The organism is Streptomyces sp. NPDC090083, from assembly GCF_044747445.1.
Classification (GTDB): domain Bacteria; phylum Actinomycetota; class Actinomycetes; order Streptomycetales; family Streptomycetaceae; genus Streptomyces.
In genome coordinates, this window is record NZ_JBIVED010000017.1 from 143,162 (window position 1) to 161,599 (window position 18,438).

Consider the following 18,438-nt stretch of genomic DNA (forward strand, 5'->3'; position numbering starts at 1 on the left):
CATAAGAGACTGGGGGTGTGACCCCGGGTAACATGCGAGCCGTGAGGTGGGAGAACCATGACGACGCTGACGGAAGCCGACGCGGTCGACGGGCTGCGCGACGCGCTCGGCCTGCTCAAGGACCGTGAGCAGGTGGCCGAGCGGCTGCTCGCCTCCTCCGCCAGGCACTCCTTCGACCCCGACAAGGAACTCGACTGGGACGCGCCCTTCGAGGACGGCAAGTGGTTCTGGCCGCCGGAGCTGGTGTCCCTGTACGACACCCCGCTGTGGAAACGGATGGGCGAGGAGCAGCGCATCCTGCTCTCCCAGCACGAGGCCGCGGCGCTCGCGTCCCTCGGCATCTGGTTCGAGCTGATCCTGATGCAGCTGCTCGTCCGGCACATCTACGACAAGGCGGCGACGAGCGCGCACGTGCGGTACGCGCTCACCGAGATCGAGGACGAGTGCCGGCACTCGAAGATGTTCGCGCGGCTGATATCCCGGGGCGAGACCCCCTGGTACCCGGTGAGCCGGGCCCACCAGAACCTGGGGCGGCTGTTCAAGACCATCTCCACGACCCCCGGTTCGTTCACGGCGACGCTGCTCGGCGAGGAGGTCCTCGACTGGATGCAGCGGCTGACGTTCCCGGACGAGCGGGTGCAGCCCCTGGTGCGCGGTGTGACCCGGATCCACGTCGTCGAGGAGGCCCGTCACGTCCGGTACGCGCGGGAGGAGCTGCGGCGCCAGATGATCACTGCGCCCCGCTGGTCCCAGGAGTTCACCCGGGTCACCTCGGGGGAGTTCGCGCGGATCTTCTCCATCGCCTTCGTCAACCCCGACGTCTACACGAACGTGGGTCTCGACCGGGACGAGGCGGTCGCCCAGGTGCGGGCGAGCGGGCATCGGCGGGAGGTCATGCAGAACGGGTCGAGGAAACTGACGGAGTTCCTGGACGACATCGGCGTGCTCCGGGGTGTCGGGCGACGGCTGTGGAAGGCGTCGGGCCTGCTGGCCTGAGTCCGGGGGTCCGGGCAGGCGGGCGCGACCAGCCACAACGCGCCCGCACCCGCCCGACTACCCTGCACCCATGCCCCCTGCCACCCCCGCCTACCGTCGACTGGGCGTCGAGGAGCGGCGCAGCCAGCTCCTCGACGCCTCGCTCACCCTCTTCGCGCACCGCGCCCCCGAGGAGGTCTCCCTCGACGACGTGGCGGAGGCGGCCGGGGTCTCGCGGCCCCTGGTGTACCGGTATTTCCCGGGCGGCAAGCAGCAGCTCTACGAGGCCGCGCTCAGGTCCGCCGCCGACGAGCTCCAGCAGTGTTTCGACGAACCCCGCGAGGGTCCCCTCGTCGCCCGCCTCGCCCGCGCCCTGGACCGCTACCTCGGCTTCGTCGACCAGCACGACGCCGGTTTCAGCGCCCTGCTCCAGGGCGGCAGCGTCGTGGAGACCTCCCGTACGACGGCCATCGTGGACGGCGTCCGCAGGGCCGCCGCCGTGCACATCCTCAGCCATCTCGGGGTCGCCGACCCCGGCCCCCGGCTGCGCATGACCGTACGGATGTGGATCACGGCCGTGGAGGCCGCGTCGCTGATCTGGCTCGACGAGGACAAGGAACCGCCGCTCGACGAGTTGCGGGACTGGCTGGTGGAGCAGTTCGTGGCGGTGCTGTCGGTGACCGCCCGGCGGGACCCGCAGACCGCCGCGCTGGTCCAGGACCTCGCGGCGGATGGCTGAGACTGGTCCCGTGAAGAGCGAAGAGACCCCGTTCGAGGGCGGCCCGATGGACGGGCGGTCCCTGCCCGTGCTGCTCGGCCCGACCGGCACCCCGCCGAAGACGTACCGCATCCCGGTCCCCGACGACGCCGGCGGCCCGCCCACGGTCCTCGTCTACCGCCGGGTCCCCCGCGCCCACAGCAAACGCCTCGGCCTGCCCAGGGGCTGGAAGTACGTCTACTCCACCGGAGACGGAGAAGGGACGGGCAGGCTCGGCGGCGGACTCAGATGGCCGTGGACCAAGCCGGACGCCACGCCGGGCGGCAAGCCGGACGACACCCACGAGTGACCGGGTTACGCCGAACCGCGGACACCCGGCGCGCGGACCCGCCGACCCCGCCTGATGCTCACGGTGCGGGGCGGACGGCCCGCCGCGCACCGGAGGTGATGACGTGTCAGGAAGGCTTCTGCGTCTGGTCTGCACGGCGGCGGTGGCGGCCGGCGCCGTTCTCGCACCGCTGCCCGCCGCCGCCGTGCCCGAACCCCCGGCACCCGGACAGCGCCCCGTCGCCGAACTCCTGACGGACCTTCAGTCCCTCTACCAGGACGCCGAACAGGCCACCGAGACGTACAACGCCACCGAGGAGAAGCTGAGGAAGCAGCGCGCCGAGGTCGACCGGCTCGACTCCGATCTGACCCGCGCCCGCCTCTCCCTCCAGAACAGCCGCGGCGCCGCCGGACGGCTGGCCCGCGAGCAGTACCAGAACAGCACCGCCATCTCCCCGTACGTCCGCCTCCTGCTCGCCCGCGATCCGCAGCACGCGCTCGACGAGGGCCATGTCATCGGCCAGTTGGCGCGCGAGCGGGCCGAGACGATCGGCCGGCTGGTCGGCACGGAGAAGAAGAGCGACGGCCTGGCCCGCGCGGCCCGCAAGGCCCTGGACGGTCAACTCACCCTGACCGCGCGGCAGAAGAAGGAGCGCGACGAGGTCGCCCGGCGCCTGGCCGACGTCGAGAGACTCCTCACCGCCCTCACCCCCGACCAACTCACCGCCCTCGCCGACTTCGAGAGGACCGACGTCGACAAGGCCCAGCGGAAACTGGTCACTTCGGGCGCCCTGGGCGACGACAGCCGCGAACCCTCCCGGGCCGGGGACCGCGCCCTGCGCTACGCCGTCCAGCAGATCGGCAAGCCGTACGAGTGGGGCGCGGAGGGCCCGAAGACCTACGACTGCTCCGGCCTGACCTCCCAGGCCTGGGCCCACGCGGGCACCCCCATCCCCCGGACGAGCCAGGAGCAGTGGGCCACCCTGCCCAGAGTCCCCCTCAAGCACCTGCGCCCGGGAGACCTGGTCGTCTACTTCCCCAAGGCGACCCACGTGGCCCTGTACCTGGGCGACGGCAAGGTGGTCCAGGCGCCCAGAACCGGCGAGAAGATCCAGGTCTCCCCGATCGCGACCTACCCGATCCTGGGAGCCGTCCGCCCGGATGCACGCTCCAAAGGGGCGCGGGGAACCGCGCGACCAGCCGCAACGAACCGGTAGCCGCCCACTCCCCGCAACCCCCGACGGCGACTACGCCCCGGCAACGGAGGCCAGGTAGGCCCCCGTCTTCTCCGGCTCGTAGAAGAAGTTCTCGAAGTCCGCGGGGTTGTCGAACCCGTTGGCGAACCGATCCGCCACCGGCTGCACCTGCCCGGCCGCACCGATGAGGTCGAGGATGTGCTCCGGCGGCGGGGACAGCATCGCGTTCGTCCACTTGGTGACGTGCCGCGCGGTCTCCCAGTACCGCTCGAACGTGGCCGTCATCCAGTCCCGGTCGAACTCCTTCTCCCCGTGCTCGACGATCGACGCGAGATAGGAAGCCGCGCACTTGGACGCGGAGTTGGAGCCCTGCCCGGTGATCGGGTCATTGGCGACGACGACATCCGCGACGCCCAGCACCAGCCCGCCACCCGGGAGCTGGCCCACCGGGTTGCGGACGGTGGGCGCGTACCGCCCCGCCAACGTCGCGCCCGCGTCGGTCAGTTCGACGCCCCGTGCCCGCTCGTACTCCCACGGCGTGAACTTCTCCATGAGTTCCAGGGTCAGGGAGAGGTGCCGCGCCGGGTCCTTGATGCCGTGGAAGGCGTCCGCCGGCCCGCCGGGTATGCCCTCCCAGAACAGGATGTCCGCGCGCCCCGACGTGGTGAGCGTCGGCATGACGAACAACTCGCCCACACCGGGCACCAGGTTGCAGCGCACCGCCTCGAACTCGGGGTGCTCCGGGCGCGGGCCCAGACCGTGGACGTAGGAGACCGCCAGCGCCCGCTGCGGCTCGGTGTACGGGGACCGCTCCGGGTCGCGGGCGAACATCGAGACCAGCTCGCCCTTGCCCGCCGACACCAGCACGAGGTCGTAGGTACGGGAGAAGTAGTCGAGGTCGCCGACGGCCGCGCCGTGGATGACCAGTTGGCCGCCGCGCTGGGCGAACGTCTCCATCCAGCCGGCCATCTTGACCCGCTGGTCGACCGACTGCGCGTACCCGTCGAGTCTGCCCACCCAGTCGATCGCCCGCTGCGTCGGACCCGGGTCGTGCGAACCGGGGGCGGCGACCGAGACGCCGAGTCCTTCGATCTTCGGGGCCTGGGACTCCCAGAAGTTCAGCTGGAGATCGCGCTCGTGCTGCAGTGCCGTGGTGAACATGCACTGCGTCGACATGACCCGCCCGGAGCGGATCTCGTCCGCCGTCCGGTTGGACATCAGGGTGACCTCGTACCCGTGCGACTGGAGTCCGAGGGCGAGCTGGAGCCCGGACTGACCGGCTCCGACGACGAGTATCTTCCGCATACGGGTGGTGGCTCCTTGGTCGCGACTACTCAGGGGTGACGTCCAGCGCGTGGGCGACGAGCGCGAGCAGGGTCTCGATGGCCGAAATCCGCTGCCGCGCGTCCATGATCATGACAGGTATGTGCGCGGGGATCGTCAGCGCCTCCCGCACGTCCTCCGGGTCGAACCGCTCGCTGCCCGCGAAGTGGTTGACCGCGACGACGTACGGCAGCCCGCAGCTCTCGAAGTAGTCCAGCGCGGGGAAGCAGTCCTTGAGGCGGCGGGTGTCGGCCAGCACGACGGCGCCGATCGCGCCGCGCACCAGGTCGTCCCACATGAACCAGAACCGCTGCTGCCCCGGCGTGCCGAAGAGATAGAGCACCAGGTCGTCGTCGAGCGTGAGACGGCCGTAGTCCATGGCGACCGTGGTGGTCACCTTGTCCGGGGTGCCCGTGAGGTCGTCGGTCTCCTCGCTGGCCTCGGTCATCAGCGCCTCCGTCTGGAGGGGCTGGATCTCGGAGACGGCGCCGACCATGGTGGTCTTGCCGACGCCGAAGCCGCCGGCCACGACTATCTTCGTGGCGACGGGCGCACGGGTGCGGTCCTGCTGCCAGGGCCGCAACTGCTCCTCATCGTCGAGGAGTTGCTTCTCGTCGTTGAGGAGCGGGGAGACGCCGTAGGCGGCGGCGTCAGAGACGACGGAGTCCACTCAGCACCTTTTCCAGCAGAGCGCGGTCAGGACGGCCCGTACCGTGAGCGGTTCCGGTTCCGTACACACGGATCTTTCCCTGGTCGGCGAGATCGCTCAGGAGCACGCGGACCACACCGAGCGGCATCTTCAACAGCGCGGCGATCTCGGCCACCGTGCGCATACGGCGGCAGAGTTCGACGATGGCCCGCATCTCCGGCATGATCCGGGTGTTGAGGGAACCGTTCGTCAACTCCCTGCGCTCCTCCGGGGCTTCGAGCGCCGCCACGAAGGTCTCCACCAGGAGGACATGGCCGAACCGGGTCCGGCCGCCGGTGAGCGAGTAGGGGCGGACCCGGGCGGGTTTGCGCTCGCCGCCGCGCACCGGGAGTTTGTCGGGTGTACGGCTCATCGCGCACTTCCGGTGGTCGCGTCCTCAAGGGACTTCCGCAGCTCGCTGCGGAGTTCGGGCGTCAGGACGTGGCCGGCGCGGCCGACGAAGAGCGCCATGTGGTACGCCACGACGCTCATGTCGCAGTCCGCGGAGCCGTGCACGCCGAGCAGCGAACCGTCGCTGATCGACATCACGAAGAGGCTGCCCTCCTCCATCGCCACCATGGTGTGCTTCACCGGGCCGGAGTCCATCAGCTTCGCGGCGCCGATGGTGAGGCTGCCGATGCCGGAGACGATCGTGGCGAGGTCGGCGGCCGAGCCCCGCGGGCCCGAGCGCTTGGTCTCCACGGCCTCCCGGGCCTCCGTGTTCCGTCCCGGGTCGGAGGACAGGAGCAGCAGCCCGTCGGAGGAGACGACCGCGACCGACTGGATGCCGGGCACCTCCTCGACGAGGTTGCTCAGCAGCCAGTGCAGGTTGCGGGCTTCACTGCTCAGTCCGAAGGTACTGGGCGCGGTCAACTGCTTGCCTCCTCGACGGTGCCCCCCGTGGGTTCCTCGGATCGTTCGGTCGTGCTGCGCGGTGCCGGGACCGGGTTCTGCCCGGTCTGCTCGGCCATCTCCGCTTCTACGTCGCGGTAGCCCGCGGAGGCTCCCGCGCGGAAGCCGCCCAGCCTGCGGCGGAGGGCGTCGGCGTCGACCGAGCCGGTCCGCTGGCGCGGGGCCTGGGCGGGCTGGGTGAGCTTGGGGGTGCGCTTGGGGAGGCCCTTGTCGGTGACCGGGTCCTCGTCCTCGGCTCGTGCGTGCTCCACGGCGTCGGCGGTCGCCGGCTCCTCCGCCGTCAGGGGCAGCAGGAGTTCCATCGTCATCTCGGCCGGGGACTCCGCCGGGATCTCCGCCGGAGGTTCCGCCGTTGTCTCCGCCGGAGATTCCGCCGGGGTCTCCGCCGAAGGTTCCGCCGGCGTCTCCCGTACCGCCTGTTCCGCCAGGGCGACCAGGGGGTCCTTGTGGTCCGAACGGCCGTGCAGGACGTTGGAGTTGGACTCCGCGGTGGCGCCGGGGAGGGAGTAGGAGTGGGTGTCGCCGGTGGCACGCGGGGTGGCGGAGGGGACCGCCGACGCGGGGGCCGCGGGGAGGAGGGGGCCGGGGAGGACCACCACCGCCGCGATGCCGCCCTGCTTCTGGTCGCGGAGCTGGACGCGGACGCCGTGGCGGTGCGCCAGGCGGGCCACCACGTACAGGCCGAGGCCGAGGCCCTCCTCGCCCTCCTGGTCGTAGGGGGAGTCCGGGTCGAACGCGGTGAGGCGGGCGTTGAGGCTGGTCATGCGCGTGGGGGGCATGCCGATGCCCTCGTCCTGCACGGAGAGCATGACCTCGCCGTTCTCCATGAGCCAGCCGGCGATCTCGACGGGGGCGTCCGGCGGGGAGAACGACGCGGCGTTCTCCATCAGTTCCGCCAGGAGATGGCTGATGTCGTCGGCCGCGTAGCCGGCCACGTGCGCGTGCGGAGGGAGCGCCGAGATGCGGACGCGTTCGTAGCGCTCGATCTCACTGACCGCCGCGCGGACCACGTCCACCAACGGGACCGGGCCGGCGTGCTGTTGGACGTGGTCGGTGCCGGCGAGGACCAGGAGGTTCTCGCTGTGGCGGCGCATCACCGTGGCGAAGTGGTCGAGCTTGAAGAGGGTGGAGAGGCGGTCGGGGTCCTGCTCGCGCTCCTCCAGGCCCTCGATGACGGCGAGTTGGCGCTCGACCAGGCCCAGCGTGCGCAGCGCGAGGTTGACGAAGGTACCGCCGATGCTGGTGCGCAGCCGCTCCAACTGCACCGCGGAGTCGCTGACTTCGGCGCGGAGCTCCTCGCGGGCGTCGGCCATCTTCTGGCGCTGGCCGACGAGGTGCTTGCGGTCGGCCTCCAGGGTGCCGATGCGCTCGTGGAGGGCGGCGGCGTGCGCGTGCAGGGCGTTGACCGAGCGGACGACCTGGGCGAACTCGTCGTTGCGGCCGGTGAACCTGATCGGCTCCTCCGCCGCCGGGTCCTCGGCCTCGGCCAGCCGCGTCGAGCCCCGGCGCAGGACCGAGAGCGGGCGGGTGAGGGTGCGGGCCATGGCGGTGGCGATGCCCACGGCGAGCAGCATGAGGGCGCCGAGGATCGCGACGCGCAGTTCCAGCGCCTTGACGTCGTCGTCGCGGAGCTGGGCGAGGTCCTTGCCGCGGTCGACGTAGAGCGCGGACTCCTCGCCGCGCATCAGGTCGACCCGGGCGGAGAGCGCCGCGTCGAGCTTCTTCGTGCTGGTGTCCAACTGGTCGTCGGACAGCGTGGGCTGGGCGGTGAGGGAGGCGAGGTACTTCTCGGCGGAGTTGACCTCGGACCCGGTGACGGTGGAGTCGTAGCCCGCGAGGGCGTCCTTCGTGGCGGTCCCGCGGAAGTCGGCGAGGGCGGCGTCGGAGCGCAGCCGGGCCTGCTGGGCGGCGGCGCTGAGGGCGTCGCGCTCCTTCGTCTGGGCCTTCGTGGAGGTGGCCTGGGTGACCGGCAGGCCGGTGATCGGGCTGATGACCGTCTCGGTGGTCGACGGCACGTTCAGGGCGGCGAGGAGCAGCCCGCGGGTGGCGGCGGCCTGTTGGACGGCGGCGTCGAGTTCGGCGAGCGCGTAGGCGCCCGAGCCGGCCCGCGGCGGCATCTGTTCGGCCAACTGCTCGGCCAGCCGGTGCAGTTCGGTGATGGCTCCGGAGTACGCGTCGTGCGCCTGCAGCGCGCTGCTCTTGCCGGTGAGCGCGGCGCGGCGTACGGCGGCGACGTCGTCGAGGTCCGAGCGGAGCGCGGCCGGGATGTCGGTGTCGGCGCGGAGCTCCTCGACCTGGCGGTCGACGCGGGCGCTGCGGTCCTCGGCGGGGGCCTGGGACTTGGGGCGCCCGGCGGCGATGTAGGAGGTGACCTCGTCCCGCTCGTCGGCGAGGGAGTGGGCCAGCGACAGCGCGTCCTGGGTCTGCCCGGCGAGGGTCACCAGGTCCTGGGAGTCGCTCAGTTGTCCCGAGGCCGTGATCAGGGAGGGGGCACCGGCCGCAGCGATGGCGGCGGCCACGACGGCCACCGCGATGATGAGCCGGTTGCGGACGTGGGTACGGCGTCCCTTGCCCGCGGGGTCGGGCACGGCGGCACCGGTGGCGCCCCCCTGAGGGGCCGTCTGCTTGCCTGTGCGCCGCGGCCGCTTTTTCTGCACCGGTGCTCGCATTCCTGACTCGTGATACCCATGGGCCCGGGTGACGCTCCGTCACTCCGGTACGGCGACCCTCCCAGTGCCGGTAGGCAGCGGTCGCGCATCGTCCGGCCCGCCACCCGAAGGAGTGAACCCCGGACGGGAGTTGGCGGGCAAGTTCCGGCGGCCTGCCCAGGAGGCTCGTGCGCGGCGCCGGTTGGACGTGAGCGGCGGGCTTTGGCAGGATTCGCCGCCACGCATTCCCGGAGTGATCCATTCCCTCCCAAAACAGGCGTCTGACCTGCACGAGCGCACCCATTCGACCGTACCTGCCAAGTTTTTGCGAAGCCTGTGAAGAGGTCGTGCAGACTGGCCGAATGCGTACGGAACTTGTGTCGGAACCCGGCGACCCGGGCCGCCCCAACGAGGACTTCGCGAGTGTCGGCCTGCCAGCCTCGGGGCAGGGCGGTTCACTGGTCGTCCTGGACGGGGTCACCCCGCCGAAAGGCGGGACGGGCTGTCTGCATTCGGTCCCCTGGTACACCGCCCGCCTCGGGGGCGCGCTGACCGAACTGACCGTTTCCTGCCGGGATCTGACCCTGGCGGAGATTCTCTCCCGGGCGATCCTCCGAACAGCCGAGGCCCACGCCCCCACCTGTGACCTTTCTCACCCGCGCACCCCACAGGCGACCGTGGTCCTGGCCCGCTGGTCTCCGGCGGAGATCGAATACCTGGTTCTCTCGGACTCGGCGCTGCTGGCCGAAAACCCGTCCGGCGAGGTGACCGCCCTGCTCGACGACCGGCTGTCCCGCCTCCCGCGCTCCGCTCTCGCGACGGACGCCGTGATCGACACCACGCTCCGCAACAAGGAGGGCGGCTTCTTCACCGCCGCCGCCGATCCCTCGGTCGCGGAGCGCGCGGTGACCGGAACGCTCCCCCGCGCCGAGGTCCGCGCCCTCGCCGCCCTGACCGACGGCGCGACCCGGTGGGTGGAGAAGTTCGGCGAGGGCGACTGGGCCGACTGCTTCGCGCTCGTACGGAAGGAAGGGGCGGCGGAGCTGGTCGGCCGGGTGCGGGCGCTGGAGCGGGCCGACGCGGAGGAGCGGAGGCATCTGCGGCGGAGCAAGACGCACGACGACGCGACGGTCGTGTACGTCGAGTGGTGAACGCCCGGCCCGGCCCCGCTCTGCGCTACTTGCCCATGACGCCGTTCAACTCGTGCAGCAGGCGGGCCAGTTCGGCCACCTCCCGGCGGTCCCAGTGGGAGAGCTGGGTGACGTAGCGGGCGCGCCGGGCCTCGCGGACGTGGGTGACCCGGCGGCGGCCCTCGTCCGTGAGGTCGACCAGCCAGGCGCGGCCGTCCGCCGGGTCGGGCTCGCGGGCGATCAGGCCCAGCTCCTCCAGGGCGCGCAGCTGGCGGGACATGGTGGCCTTGCCGACGCCGATGTAGGCGGCCAGCTCGGTGGCCCGCTGCCGGCCGTACTCCTCCAGCCGGACCAGCAGGCCGTACGCGGCGGACTCCAGGTCGGGGTGGACCTCGCGGGCCATCTCGCCCTGGTTGGCCCGGGCCCGGCGCAGCAGGAACGTCAACTCGCGTTCCAGGGAGAGGTATTCGTGGTCCGCGACGGGCTCGTCGCCGCCCGCGGGCAGCACCCCGCCGTCACCGGCCGGCCGGTCACCGCCTCCGGAAGGCCGGTCGCCGTCCCTGTCCTCGCTCTTGCGCACGTCAGCACCCATCGGTTCGCTTTCCCGCTCGTGATCGTCTCCGCCACACACCGTCATCGCCGCAGCTCCGCCAGTATTTCGCAGGGCCGGACCGACGGCAGCGTCCGGACCCCCCTCCCGCCCGGTCCGCCCGGTCCGCGACTCCCCCACCAGGCGATTGCTCCCGCCCTCGCCCGCACCCGCCGCCCGCCGGCGTACGGCGAAGGCCCGGGCCCTCCTTGAGAGGGACCCGGGCCTTCACCTACCGGTGGACGTCCGTCACGCCGCCACCGGAACCTCCGGCGTCGCGCCGTTCGTCGCCGGCGACAGCGCCAGCTCCAGGACCTGGCGGACGTCCGTCACCGCGTGGACGTCCAGCTTGTCCAGGACCTCGGCGGGCACGTCGTCCAGGTCGGGCTCGTTGCGCTTCGGGATGATCACGGTGGTGACCCCGGCCTGGTGCGCGGCGAGCAGCTTCTGCTTCACACCGCCGATCGGGAGGACCCGACCGGTCAGGGAGACCTCACCCGTCATCGCCACGTCCGTGCGGACCAGCCGGCCGCTGAGCAGCGACGCCAGGGCCGTCGTCATCGTGACACCCGCGCTCGGGCCGTCCTTCGGCACCGAACCCGCCGGGAAGTGGATGTGCACGCCCCGGTCCTTCAGGTCGCCCACGGGCAGCTCCAGTTCGGCGCCGTGCGAGCGGAGGAAGGACAGGGCGATCTGCGCGCTCTCCTTCATCACGTCACCCAGCTGACCGGTCAGGGTCAGACCCGCCGCACCCGTCTCCGGGTCGGCCAGCGACGCCTCGACGTAGAGGACGTCACCGCCCGCGCCGGTGACCGCCAGCCCGGTGGCGACACCGGGCACCGCGGTCCGGCGCTCGGCCGGGTCCTGGGCGGACTCGGGCACGTGGTGCGGCCGTCCGATGAGACCGCGGAGGTCGGCGTCGGTGACCGTGAACGGCAGCTTCCGCTCGCCCAGTTCGTGCTGCGCCGCGATCTTGCGGAGCAACCGGGCGACCGACCGCTCCAGGGTGCGGACGCCCGCCTCCCGGGTGTACTCACCGGCGAGCTTGCGCAGCGCGCTCTCGTCGATGACGACCTCGTCGTCCTTGAGCCCGGCCCGCTCCAGCTGGCGCGGGAGCAGGTGGTCGCGGGCGATGACGACCTTCTCGTCCTCGGTGTAGCCGTCGAGCCGGACCAGCTCCATCCGGTCGAGCAGTGCCTCCGGGATGGCTTCGAGCACGTTGGCCGTCGCCAGGAACACCACGTCGCTCAGGTCGAGTTCGACCTCCAGGTAGTGGTCGCGGAAGGTGTGGTTCTGCGCGGGGTCGAGCACTTCGAGCAGCGCCGCCGCCGGGTCGCCCCGGTAGTCGGAGCCCACCTTGTCGATCTCGTCGAGCAGGACCACCGGGTTCATGGACCCGGCCTCCTTGATCGCGCGGACGACCCGCCCGGGAAGGGCACCCACGTACGTACGCCGGTGTCCGCGGATCTCGGCCTCGTCCCGGACCCCGCCCAGTGCGACACGGACGAACTTGCGCCCCATCGCGTGCGCGACGGACTCGCCGAGGGAGGTCTTGCCGACGCCGGGCGGACCGACGAGGGCGAGCACGGCACCGCCGCGCCGACCGCCGACGACACCCAGGCCCCGCTCGGCACGGCGCTTGCGCACGGCCAGGTACTCGGTGATGCGCTCCTTCACGTCCTCCAGGCCCGCGTGCTCGGCGTCGAGGATCGCCTTGGCGCCCTGGATGTCGTACTCGTCCTGGGTCCGCTCGTTCCACGGCAGTTCGAGGACGGTGTCCAGCCAGGTGCGGATCCACGACCCCTCGGGCGACTGGTCGGAGGAGCGCTCCAGCTTTTCGACCTCCTTGAGCGCGGCCTCGCGGACCTTCTCGGGAAGGTCGGCGGCCTCAACGCGGGCGCGGTAGTCGTCGGACTCCTCGCCCTCGCTCGTGCCGCCGTTCAGCTCACGGAGTTCCTTGCGGACGGCTTCGAGCTGGCGGCGCAGCAGGAACTCGCGCTGCTGCTTGTCGACGCCTTCCTGCACGTCCTTGGCGATGGTCTCGGCGACATCCTGCTCGGCGAGGTGGTCGCGGAGGTGCTGGGTGGCGAGCTTGAGCCGGGCCACCGGGTCGGCGGTCTCCAGCAGCTCGATCTTCTGCTCGGTGGTCAGGAAGGGCGAGTAACCGGAATTGTCGGCGAGGGTCGACACGTCGTCGATGGCCTGCACCCGGTCGACGACCTGCCAGGCCCCACGCTTGCGCAGCCAGGCGGTGGCCAGCGCCTTGTACTCCTTCACCAGCTCGGAAACGGAGCCGGGCAGAGGCTCGGGCAGGCTCTCGTCGAGCGCGGTGCCCTCGACCCAGAGCGCGGCACCGGGACCGGTGGTACCGGCCCCGATCTTCACGCGGCTGCGGCCGCGGATCAGCGCACCCGGGTCGCCGTCGGCCAGTCGGCCGACCTGCTCCACGGTGCCGAGCACGCCCGTGCCGGCGTAGGTCCCGTCGATGCGTGGCACCAGCAGGACCTTGGGCTTTCCGGGCTCGGACCGCGCGGCGGCCTGGGCGGCCTCCACGGCGGCGCGTACATCGGTGTCGTTCAGGTCCAGCGGAACCACCATTCCGGGCAGCACGACCTCGTCGTCGAGCGGCAGCACGGGCAGGGTGAGCGGTGTGGACGTCGAAGCCATGATCTCCCCTTAGGCAGTCAAGTTGAGCTATGCCGACTCAATGCTTGGGCGACTTCGATTGTTCCCCAGCGGTTGTTCGCCGTGAGCGATCAGGCAGCGCGCCCGGGGCTCTGCGCAGGTCAACACGGAAAGGGGGCGGGGGCTTCCCGGGGAAACGCGGGGCTTCGAGGAGGTGGGCGGGGTCGGCGGCCCGCCCGGGGGCCAACCTCGGGGTCCGGTCTCGGTGCCCGCTCTCGGGGGTCGCTGTGGAGCGCACCCTCGGTGGCCGGTCTCGGTGGCCGCCATCGGGAGCGGGCCGGCCTCGGGGGCCAATGTCAGTGGCTCCTGCCACCATCCCTAGACGCGACGCCATCACCGTCGCGGCCACCGTGACCGTGACCGTCAGGATCACGATCGGGATCAGGAGAGACGCAATGGGCACCTGGGATGTCGGTCCCTTCGACAACGACACCGCCGCGGACTGGTGCGGCAACCTCGACGACGCCTCGCCGGACGCGCGTCCGGGCCTGGTCCGCGACACGCTCGCCCGAGCGGCCGACACCGTCGGATTCCTCGACGGGTACACGGCCGACCAGGCGGTCGTGGCGGCGGCCCTGGTCGCCGCGCAGTGCCCCGGCGGCGAACCCGCCCACCCCCACTACGGGCCGGACGAACCCGTCCCCGACCTCACCGCCCTGCGCGCCCTCGCCCTCCGGGCCCTCGACCGTGTCATGACCGCCCCGTCCGCACTCCTGGACCTCTGGGAGGAACCGGACGAGGACCCCTGGCGGGCGAGCATCGACCGGCTCCGCGGCACACTCGCGCCCCGGCAGCCGGCGGAGGGACTCCGCCCGAGCTGACCCCGCGGCGCCGCGCTCACCCGTTCCCGACCTGGAAGGCCCGCATGAGCTGGGACGTTCTCCTCCTCGACCTGCCCGACGACATCGCCTCGGCGCAGGACATACCCGCCGACCACTCCCCGCGCCCCCTCGGTCGACGGCACGAGGTCCTCGCCGCCATCGGCCGGGCCGAGCCCGCGACCGACCTCTCGGACCCCACCTGGGGCGACCTCGCCGGACCCACCTGGTCCATCGAACTCGGCATCGGCTCGGACGACCCCGTGGACTCGGTGATGCTGCACGTCCGCGGCTCCGGCGACGACGTGCTCACCTCCGTCTTCCGCCTCGCGGGCGCCCTCGACTGAAAGGTGCTCGACTGCGCCTCGGGAGAGCTGATCACCCCGGGAGGCCCCTCGGCCTGGCACGCCTTCCAGGAGTTCCGCGACCGCGTCACCGGCACGTGACGCCGACGCGCGAGCCCGTCAGGCCTCCGCGGCCTCGACCCGCGGGGCCCCGGCCGGCCGTGCCGTGTTCGCGGCCCGTGCCGGCCGTGCCGCCCGGGCCCAGCGGCGTATCAGCGGCCAGGCGGCGACGCCTATCGTCAGGGAGATCAGGTGGCCCCAGTTCGTCATGGGGTCGGTGAAGTCGAGGAGGGCCTGGATCAGGGTCCAGCCGAAGAGGGCGACCATCGGGAGGCCCAGCCAGGGACGGAGGAGGCCGGCGAGGGCTCCTATGCTCGTGGCGACGCCGAAGCTGATGCCGTAGTCGAGCCGGTGCAAGGAGCTGGCCGGGAGGTGGCCCGCCAGCACCGCGACTCCCACGGTCCCCTCGGTCGCGAGCGTGGCGACGATGTGGCCGAAGAGGAACACCCCGGCGGTCCGTGCCCCGCCGATCCGCCGCTCCAGCGCGGTCAGCACCAGCAGGAAGAGGAACGCGTACGGCGACACCATCCCGCCCACGATCCACAGCGCGCTCGCGACCAGCACGAGGAACGGGTCGCGGAGCAGGTGGGTGACGTCCGTGCTGGACGCCTGGTGCAACTGGCCGACGAGCGTGGGTCCCGCGTACCGCGCGATCAGCGAGGTGACGACGAGCAGCACGCCGTAACAGAAGGTGAACGGTGTGCCGGTGGGCGTCGGGAGCAGTCGCCAGGGGCGGACGGCGCGCAGTGCGGTGAGGGCGGGGGCGATCCTCGGCACGTACTCGGCGGGGACGGCCGGGGTCGACGCGGCGGCCGACACCGCCGCCGGGCCCGCGGCAAGCGCGGTCGCCGGGGCCGGCGCGGCGAACCCCGACTCCCCTGCGGCGTCCAGCGCTTCCCGCTGTCTCGGCATCGCGTCCAGCAACCCGGAATCCAGCGGCGAGGCCGACCCGGAGGCGGCGGCCGGAGATCCGCCCGGAGGCGTGGCGGAGGCCTGGGTGTCGGCCGTCGCGATCCGTTCCACGGTGAGGCGCTCCTTCTGGTTCGGCCCCCAGCCTTCGTCGTCCCACCTGCCGCTGTCTATGACCGACGCCACGCGAGGGCCGATTCACAGCAACCTGTAAGCCTTCCACCGCGTCCGCCGGTACTTTGCCCCGGAAAGTGCCCGCCGTGGGTTAATTCGGCTGCCCGATCCGGTGAAACTGCCAGGATGGTTCGTATGACCACCGCGTACGGCACCGCATCGGGGCACGACTCCCCCGTCCAGCCCGTCGTCCTGGACCGGCGCGAGGGTCCCTACGGCGAGGTGGTGCTGCGCCGGCACGGGGAGTTGCTCCAGATCATCGCCAACGGGTGCTTCCTGATGGACACTTCGGACGGGCGCTCGGAGCGGCTGCTGATCGACGCGGCCCGCGACGCCCTCGACTCCCGCCCCGCACCTCATGTACTGATCGGCGGCCTCGGCGTCGGGTTCTCGCTCGCGCACGCCGCCGCGGACCCGCGGTGGGGCCGGATCACCGTCGTGGAGCGGGAGTCGGCGATCGTCGAATGGCACCGCTCGGGCCCGTTGTCCGCGCTCTCCGCGTCCGCTTTCGCCGATCCGCGCACGGCCATTGTGGAAACGGATCTTGTCGCTTTCGTCAATGAGACGTGCGCCACTTTCGACGCGCTCTGCCTCGACATCGACAACGGCCCCGGCTGGACCGTCACCGAGGGCAACGACAGCCTCTACTCGGCGGCCGGACTGGCAAGCTGCGCAAGGGTGTTGAGACCGGGCGGGGTACTCGCGGTATGGTCCGCACAACCCTCTCCGGAATTTGAACGAACCTTATGGAATGCCGGGTTCCAACAGGTGCGTACCGAAGAGATCCCCGTTGCCCGAGGAGTTCCCGACGTCGTGCACCTCGCCGTCCGACCTGGATAGCAAAGGCGCGGTGACTCCCCGTACTCTGCTTCCCTGACGCCGATCATTCAAGCGTCAAGCGCAGTCATGGGATCACCCCACTGGTTCCGGAAAGCACACTTCAGGGGCGGGCGATGGAGCAGACACACACCTCCCACAACGGCACGGCCACGGCCACGCCGGGCGCGCAGCGCCGGGTGCTGGTGGTCGAGGACGACCCGACGATCGTCGACGCCATCGCGGCCCGTCTGCGCGCCGAGGGATTCCTCGTGCAGACCGCGGGCGACGGGCCTTCGGCCGTCGACACCGCCGAGGCCTGGCAGCCCGATCTGCTGATCCTCGACATCATGCTGCCCGGCTTCGACGGACTGGAGGTCTGCCGCCGTGTGCAGGCCGCCCGTCCGGTGCCGGTGCTGATGCTCACCGCGCGCGACGACGAGACCGACATGCTGGTCGGGCTCGGGGTCGGCGCCGACGACTACATGACCAAGCCGTTCTCGATGCGGGAGCTGGCCGCGCGGGTGCACGTCCTGCTGCGCCGCGTGGAGCGCGCCGTGGTGGCCGCGTCCACCCCGCGCTCGGGCATCCTGCGCCTGGGCGAGCTGGAGATCGACCACGCGCAGCGCCGGGTCAGGGTGCGCAGTGAGGACGTCCACCTCACGCCCACCGAGTTCGACCTGCTGGTCTGCCTGGCGAACACCCCGCGTGCCGTGCTCTCGCGCGAGCAGCTGCTCGCCGAGGTGTGGGACTGGGCGGACGCCTCCGGCACCCGCACGGTCGACAGCCACATCAAGGCGCTGCGCCGGAAGATCGGCGCCGAGCGGATCCGCACGGTGCACGGCGTGGGCTACGCGCTGGAGACACCGACGCCATGAGCGGAGGGCCGACGTCACGGAGGAGCCCCGGGGAGCCCTGGGGCGGCGTACGCCCGTTCTCGATCAAGACCAAGCTGGGCGCGCTGGTCGTCATCGCGGTGCTCATCACCACCGGTCTGATGATGATCGCCATGCGCACGGCGACGGAGCTGCGCTTCATCACGGTCTTCTCGATGATCGCCACACTGCTGATAACGCAGTTCGTGGCCCATTCGCTCACCGCGCCGCTGGACGAGATGAACACGGTGGCCCGGTCCATCTCGCACGGTGACTACACCCGCCGGGTGCGGGAGAACCGCCGCGACGAACTGGGCGACCTGGCCGGGACGATCAACGTCATGGCCGACGAGCTGGAGGCGCAGGAGCGCCAGCGCAAGGAACTCGTCGCGAACGTCTCGCACGAGCTGCGCACCCCCATCGCGGGCCTGCGCGCCGTCCTGGAGAACGTCGTCGACGGCGTCTCGGCGGCCGATCCGGAGACCATGCGGACGGCGCTGAAGCAGACGGAGCGGCTCGGGCGGCTGGTGGAGACGCTGCTGGACCTCTCCCGGCTGGACAACGGGGTCGTACCGCTGAAGACCCGCCGGTTCGAGGTGTGGCCGTATCTCTCCGGCGTGCTCAAGGAGGCCAACATGGTCGCCTCGGCGCGCGGGGGCATCGCGTCGGGCTCGGGGAGTCACACGCGCACGGACGTCCATCTGCACCTGGACGTGTCCCCGCCGGAGCTGACCGCGCTCGCGGACCCGGAGCGGATCCACCAGGTCGTCGCCAACCTCATCGACAACGCGGTCAAGCACAGCCCCGCGCACGGCCGGGTGACGGTCAAGGCGCGGCGCGGGTCGCTGCCGGAGTCGCTGGAGCTGGAGGTCCTGGACGAGGGGCCGGGCATCCCGAAGTCGGAGTGGGCGCACATCTTCGAGCGGTTCAACCGGGGAGCGGTGAGCTCGCCCCACGGACCCGGCAGCGACGGCGGTACGGGCCTCGGCCTGGCGATCGCCCGCTGGGCGGTGGATCTGCACGGCGGCCGGATCGGTGTGGCCGAATCCGACCGCGGTTGCCGGATCATCGTCACCCTCCCGGGACTGTCATCCGTGCCAAGTTGACGTAAAGTTCGAACCGGAGCCCCAAGATCCACGACGGTCCGCGCTGACGGACACGTGTGATCAGGCACAGGCCCGCGCCGTCGGCGCGTCCGGCCCGCATCGACGCGCCTCTTCCGTAGCGGAACCACGCTTGTTTCCCGCCATT

Annotated in this window: 18 protein-coding genes; 10 read left to right on the plus strand and 8 right to left on the minus strand. The window is 71.6% G+C overall.

The window, feature by feature from the left end; translation table 11 throughout:
- The first annotated feature begins 57 nt into the window (after nucleotides 1-57).
- The 4 genes from ACIPTO_RS40165 (at nucleotide 58) to ACIPTO_RS40180 (ending at nucleotide 3,237) form a co-directional block, all read left to right on the plus strand.
- Complete coding sequence (locus ACIPTO_RS40165) at nucleotides 58-996, plus strand: diiron oxygenase (protein ID WP_366325386.1); 939 nt, start codon at nucleotides 58-60, stop codon at nucleotides 994-996.
- 70 nt (nucleotides 997-1,066) lie between these two features.
- On the plus strand, nucleotides 1,067-1,714 hold the full coding sequence (locus ACIPTO_RS40170; protein ID WP_401200254.1) for a TetR/AcrR family transcriptional regulator: 648 nt from the start codon (nucleotides 1,067-1,069) through the stop codon (nucleotides 1,712-1,714).
- 10 nt (nucleotides 1,715-1,724) lie between these two features.
- On the plus strand, nucleotides 1,725-2,042 hold the full coding sequence (locus ACIPTO_RS40175) for a hypothetical protein (protein WP_366325389.1): 318 nt from the start codon (nucleotides 1,725-1,727) through the stop codon (nucleotides 2,040-2,042).
- A gap of 103 nt (nucleotides 2,043-2,145) precedes the next feature.
- Nucleotides 2,146-3,237 (plus strand): NlpC/P60 family protein, encoded by a 1,092-nt coding sequence (locus ACIPTO_RS40180; protein ID WP_366325391.1) that lies wholly within the window; start codon nucleotides 2,146-2,148, stop codon nucleotides 3,235-3,237.
- Between the two features lie 30 nt (nucleotides 3,238-3,267).
- Here ACIPTO_RS40180 and ACIPTO_RS40185 read toward each other — a convergent pair whose 3' ends face one another.
- Genes ACIPTO_RS40185 through ACIPTO_RS40205 form a run of 5 tightly spaced genes read right to left on the minus strand, consistent with a single transcriptional unit; the run spans nucleotide 3,268 to nucleotide 8,796 of the window.
- Complete coding sequence (locus tag ACIPTO_RS40185) at nucleotides 3,268-4,521, minus strand: styrene monooxygenase/indole monooxygenase family protein (RefSeq protein WP_401200258.1); 1,254 nt, start codon at nucleotides 4,519-4,521, stop codon at nucleotides 3,268-3,270.
- Between the two features lie 25 nt (nucleotides 4,522-4,546).
- The gene (locus ACIPTO_RS40190) at nucleotides 4,547-5,209 is read right to left on the minus strand and encodes an ATP/GTP-binding protein (protein WP_366325395.1); all 663 of its coding nucleotides are present in this window, start codon (nucleotides 5,207-5,209) and stop codon (nucleotides 4,547-4,549) included.
- Complete coding sequence (locus ACIPTO_RS40195) at nucleotides 5,190-5,600, minus strand: DUF742 domain-containing protein (RefSeq protein WP_366325397.1); 411 nt, start codon at nucleotides 5,598-5,600, stop codon at nucleotides 5,190-5,192. The genes ACIPTO_RS40190 and ACIPTO_RS40195 overlap by 20 nt, the downstream gene beginning before the upstream one ends.
- Entirely contained in the window at nucleotides 5,597-6,100 is a 504-nt protein-coding gene (locus ACIPTO_RS40200) for a roadblock/LC7 domain-containing protein (protein WP_352180641.1), read from the minus strand. Before ACIPTO_RS40200 ends, ACIPTO_RS40195 begins: the two co-directional genes overlap by 4 nt.
- The gene (locus ACIPTO_RS40205; protein ID WP_401200262.1) at nucleotides 6,097-8,796 is read right to left on the minus strand and encodes a nitrate- and nitrite sensing domain-containing protein; all 2,700 of its coding nucleotides are present in this window, start codon (nucleotides 8,794-8,796) and stop codon (nucleotides 6,097-6,099) included. Before ACIPTO_RS40205 ends, ACIPTO_RS40200 begins: the two co-directional genes overlap by 4 nt.
- Nucleotides 8,797-9,149: 353 nt before the next feature.
- On the opposite strand from ACIPTO_RS40205, the gene ACIPTO_RS40210 reads away from it, so the two are divergent.
- The gene (locus tag ACIPTO_RS40210; RefSeq protein WP_366325401.1) at nucleotides 9,150-9,938 is read left to right on the plus strand and encodes a protein phosphatase 2C domain-containing protein; all 789 of its coding nucleotides are present in this window, start codon (nucleotides 9,150-9,152) and stop codon (nucleotides 9,936-9,938) included.
- A 25-nt stretch (nucleotides 9,939-9,963) separates the two neighbouring features.
- Here ACIPTO_RS40210 and ACIPTO_RS40215 read toward each other — a convergent pair whose 3' ends face one another.
- On the minus strand, nucleotides 9,964-10,509 hold the full coding sequence (locus tag ACIPTO_RS40215) for a MarR family winged helix-turn-helix transcriptional regulator (RefSeq protein ID WP_401200265.1): 546 nt from the start codon (nucleotides 10,507-10,509) through the stop codon (nucleotides 9,964-9,966).
- 246 nt (nucleotides 10,510-10,755) lie between these two features.
- The gene (lon, locus tag ACIPTO_RS40220; protein WP_401200268.1) at nucleotides 10,756-13,173 is read right to left on the minus strand and encodes an endopeptidase La; all 2,418 of its coding nucleotides are present in this window, start codon (nucleotides 13,171-13,173) and stop codon (nucleotides 10,756-10,758) included.
- Between the two features lie 413 nt (nucleotides 13,174-13,586).
- Here lon and ACIPTO_RS40225 point away from each other — a divergent pair, with 413 nt between their 5' ends.
- Both ACIPTO_RS40225 and ACIPTO_RS40230 read left to right on the plus strand, forming a co-directional pair.
- Nucleotides 13,587-14,012, plus strand: a complete 426-nt coding sequence (locus ACIPTO_RS40225; RefSeq protein ID WP_401200271.1) for a DUF4259 domain-containing protein — start codon at nucleotides 13,587-13,589, stop codon at nucleotides 14,010-14,012.
- A 44-nt stretch (nucleotides 14,013-14,056) separates the two neighbouring features.
- Nucleotides 14,057-14,356, plus strand: coding sequence for a hypothetical protein (locus ACIPTO_RS40230; RefSeq protein WP_401200274.1), 300 nt, complete (start codon nucleotides 14,057-14,059; stop codon nucleotides 14,354-14,356).
- A 117-nt stretch (nucleotides 14,357-14,473) separates the two neighbouring features.
- Here ACIPTO_RS40230 and ACIPTO_RS40235 read toward each other — a convergent pair whose 3' ends face one another.
- Nucleotides 14,474-15,436, minus strand: coding sequence for a rhomboid-like protein (locus ACIPTO_RS40235; protein WP_401200277.1), 963 nt, complete (start codon nucleotides 15,434-15,436; stop codon nucleotides 14,474-14,476).
- A 195-nt stretch (nucleotides 15,437-15,631) separates the two neighbouring features.
- Between ACIPTO_RS40235 and ACIPTO_RS40240 the strand changes: the two genes are divergently transcribed.
- The 3 genes from ACIPTO_RS40240 to ACIPTO_RS40250 all read left to right on the plus strand — a co-directional run bounded on the left by ACIPTO_RS40240 (nucleotide 15,632) and on the right by ACIPTO_RS40250 (nucleotide 18,293).
- Nucleotides 15,632-16,336 (plus strand): spermidine synthase, encoded by a 705-nt coding sequence (locus ACIPTO_RS40240; RefSeq protein WP_401200279.1) that lies wholly within the window; start codon nucleotides 15,632-15,634, stop codon nucleotides 16,334-16,336.
- Nucleotides 16,337-16,449: 113 nt separating this feature from the next.
- Entirely contained in the window at nucleotides 16,450-17,190 is a 741-nt protein-coding gene (locus ACIPTO_RS40245) for a response regulator transcription factor (protein ID WP_033282112.1), read from the plus strand.
- Nucleotides 17,187-18,293: a HAMP domain-containing sensor histidine kinase gene (locus ACIPTO_RS40250; protein ID WP_366325415.1), complete on the plus strand. Its 1,107-nt coding sequence runs from the start codon at nucleotides 17,187-17,189 to the stop codon at nucleotides 18,291-18,293. The genes ACIPTO_RS40245 and ACIPTO_RS40250 overlap by 4 nt, the downstream gene beginning before the upstream one ends.
- Nucleotides 18,294-18,438: the final 145 nt, after the last annotated feature.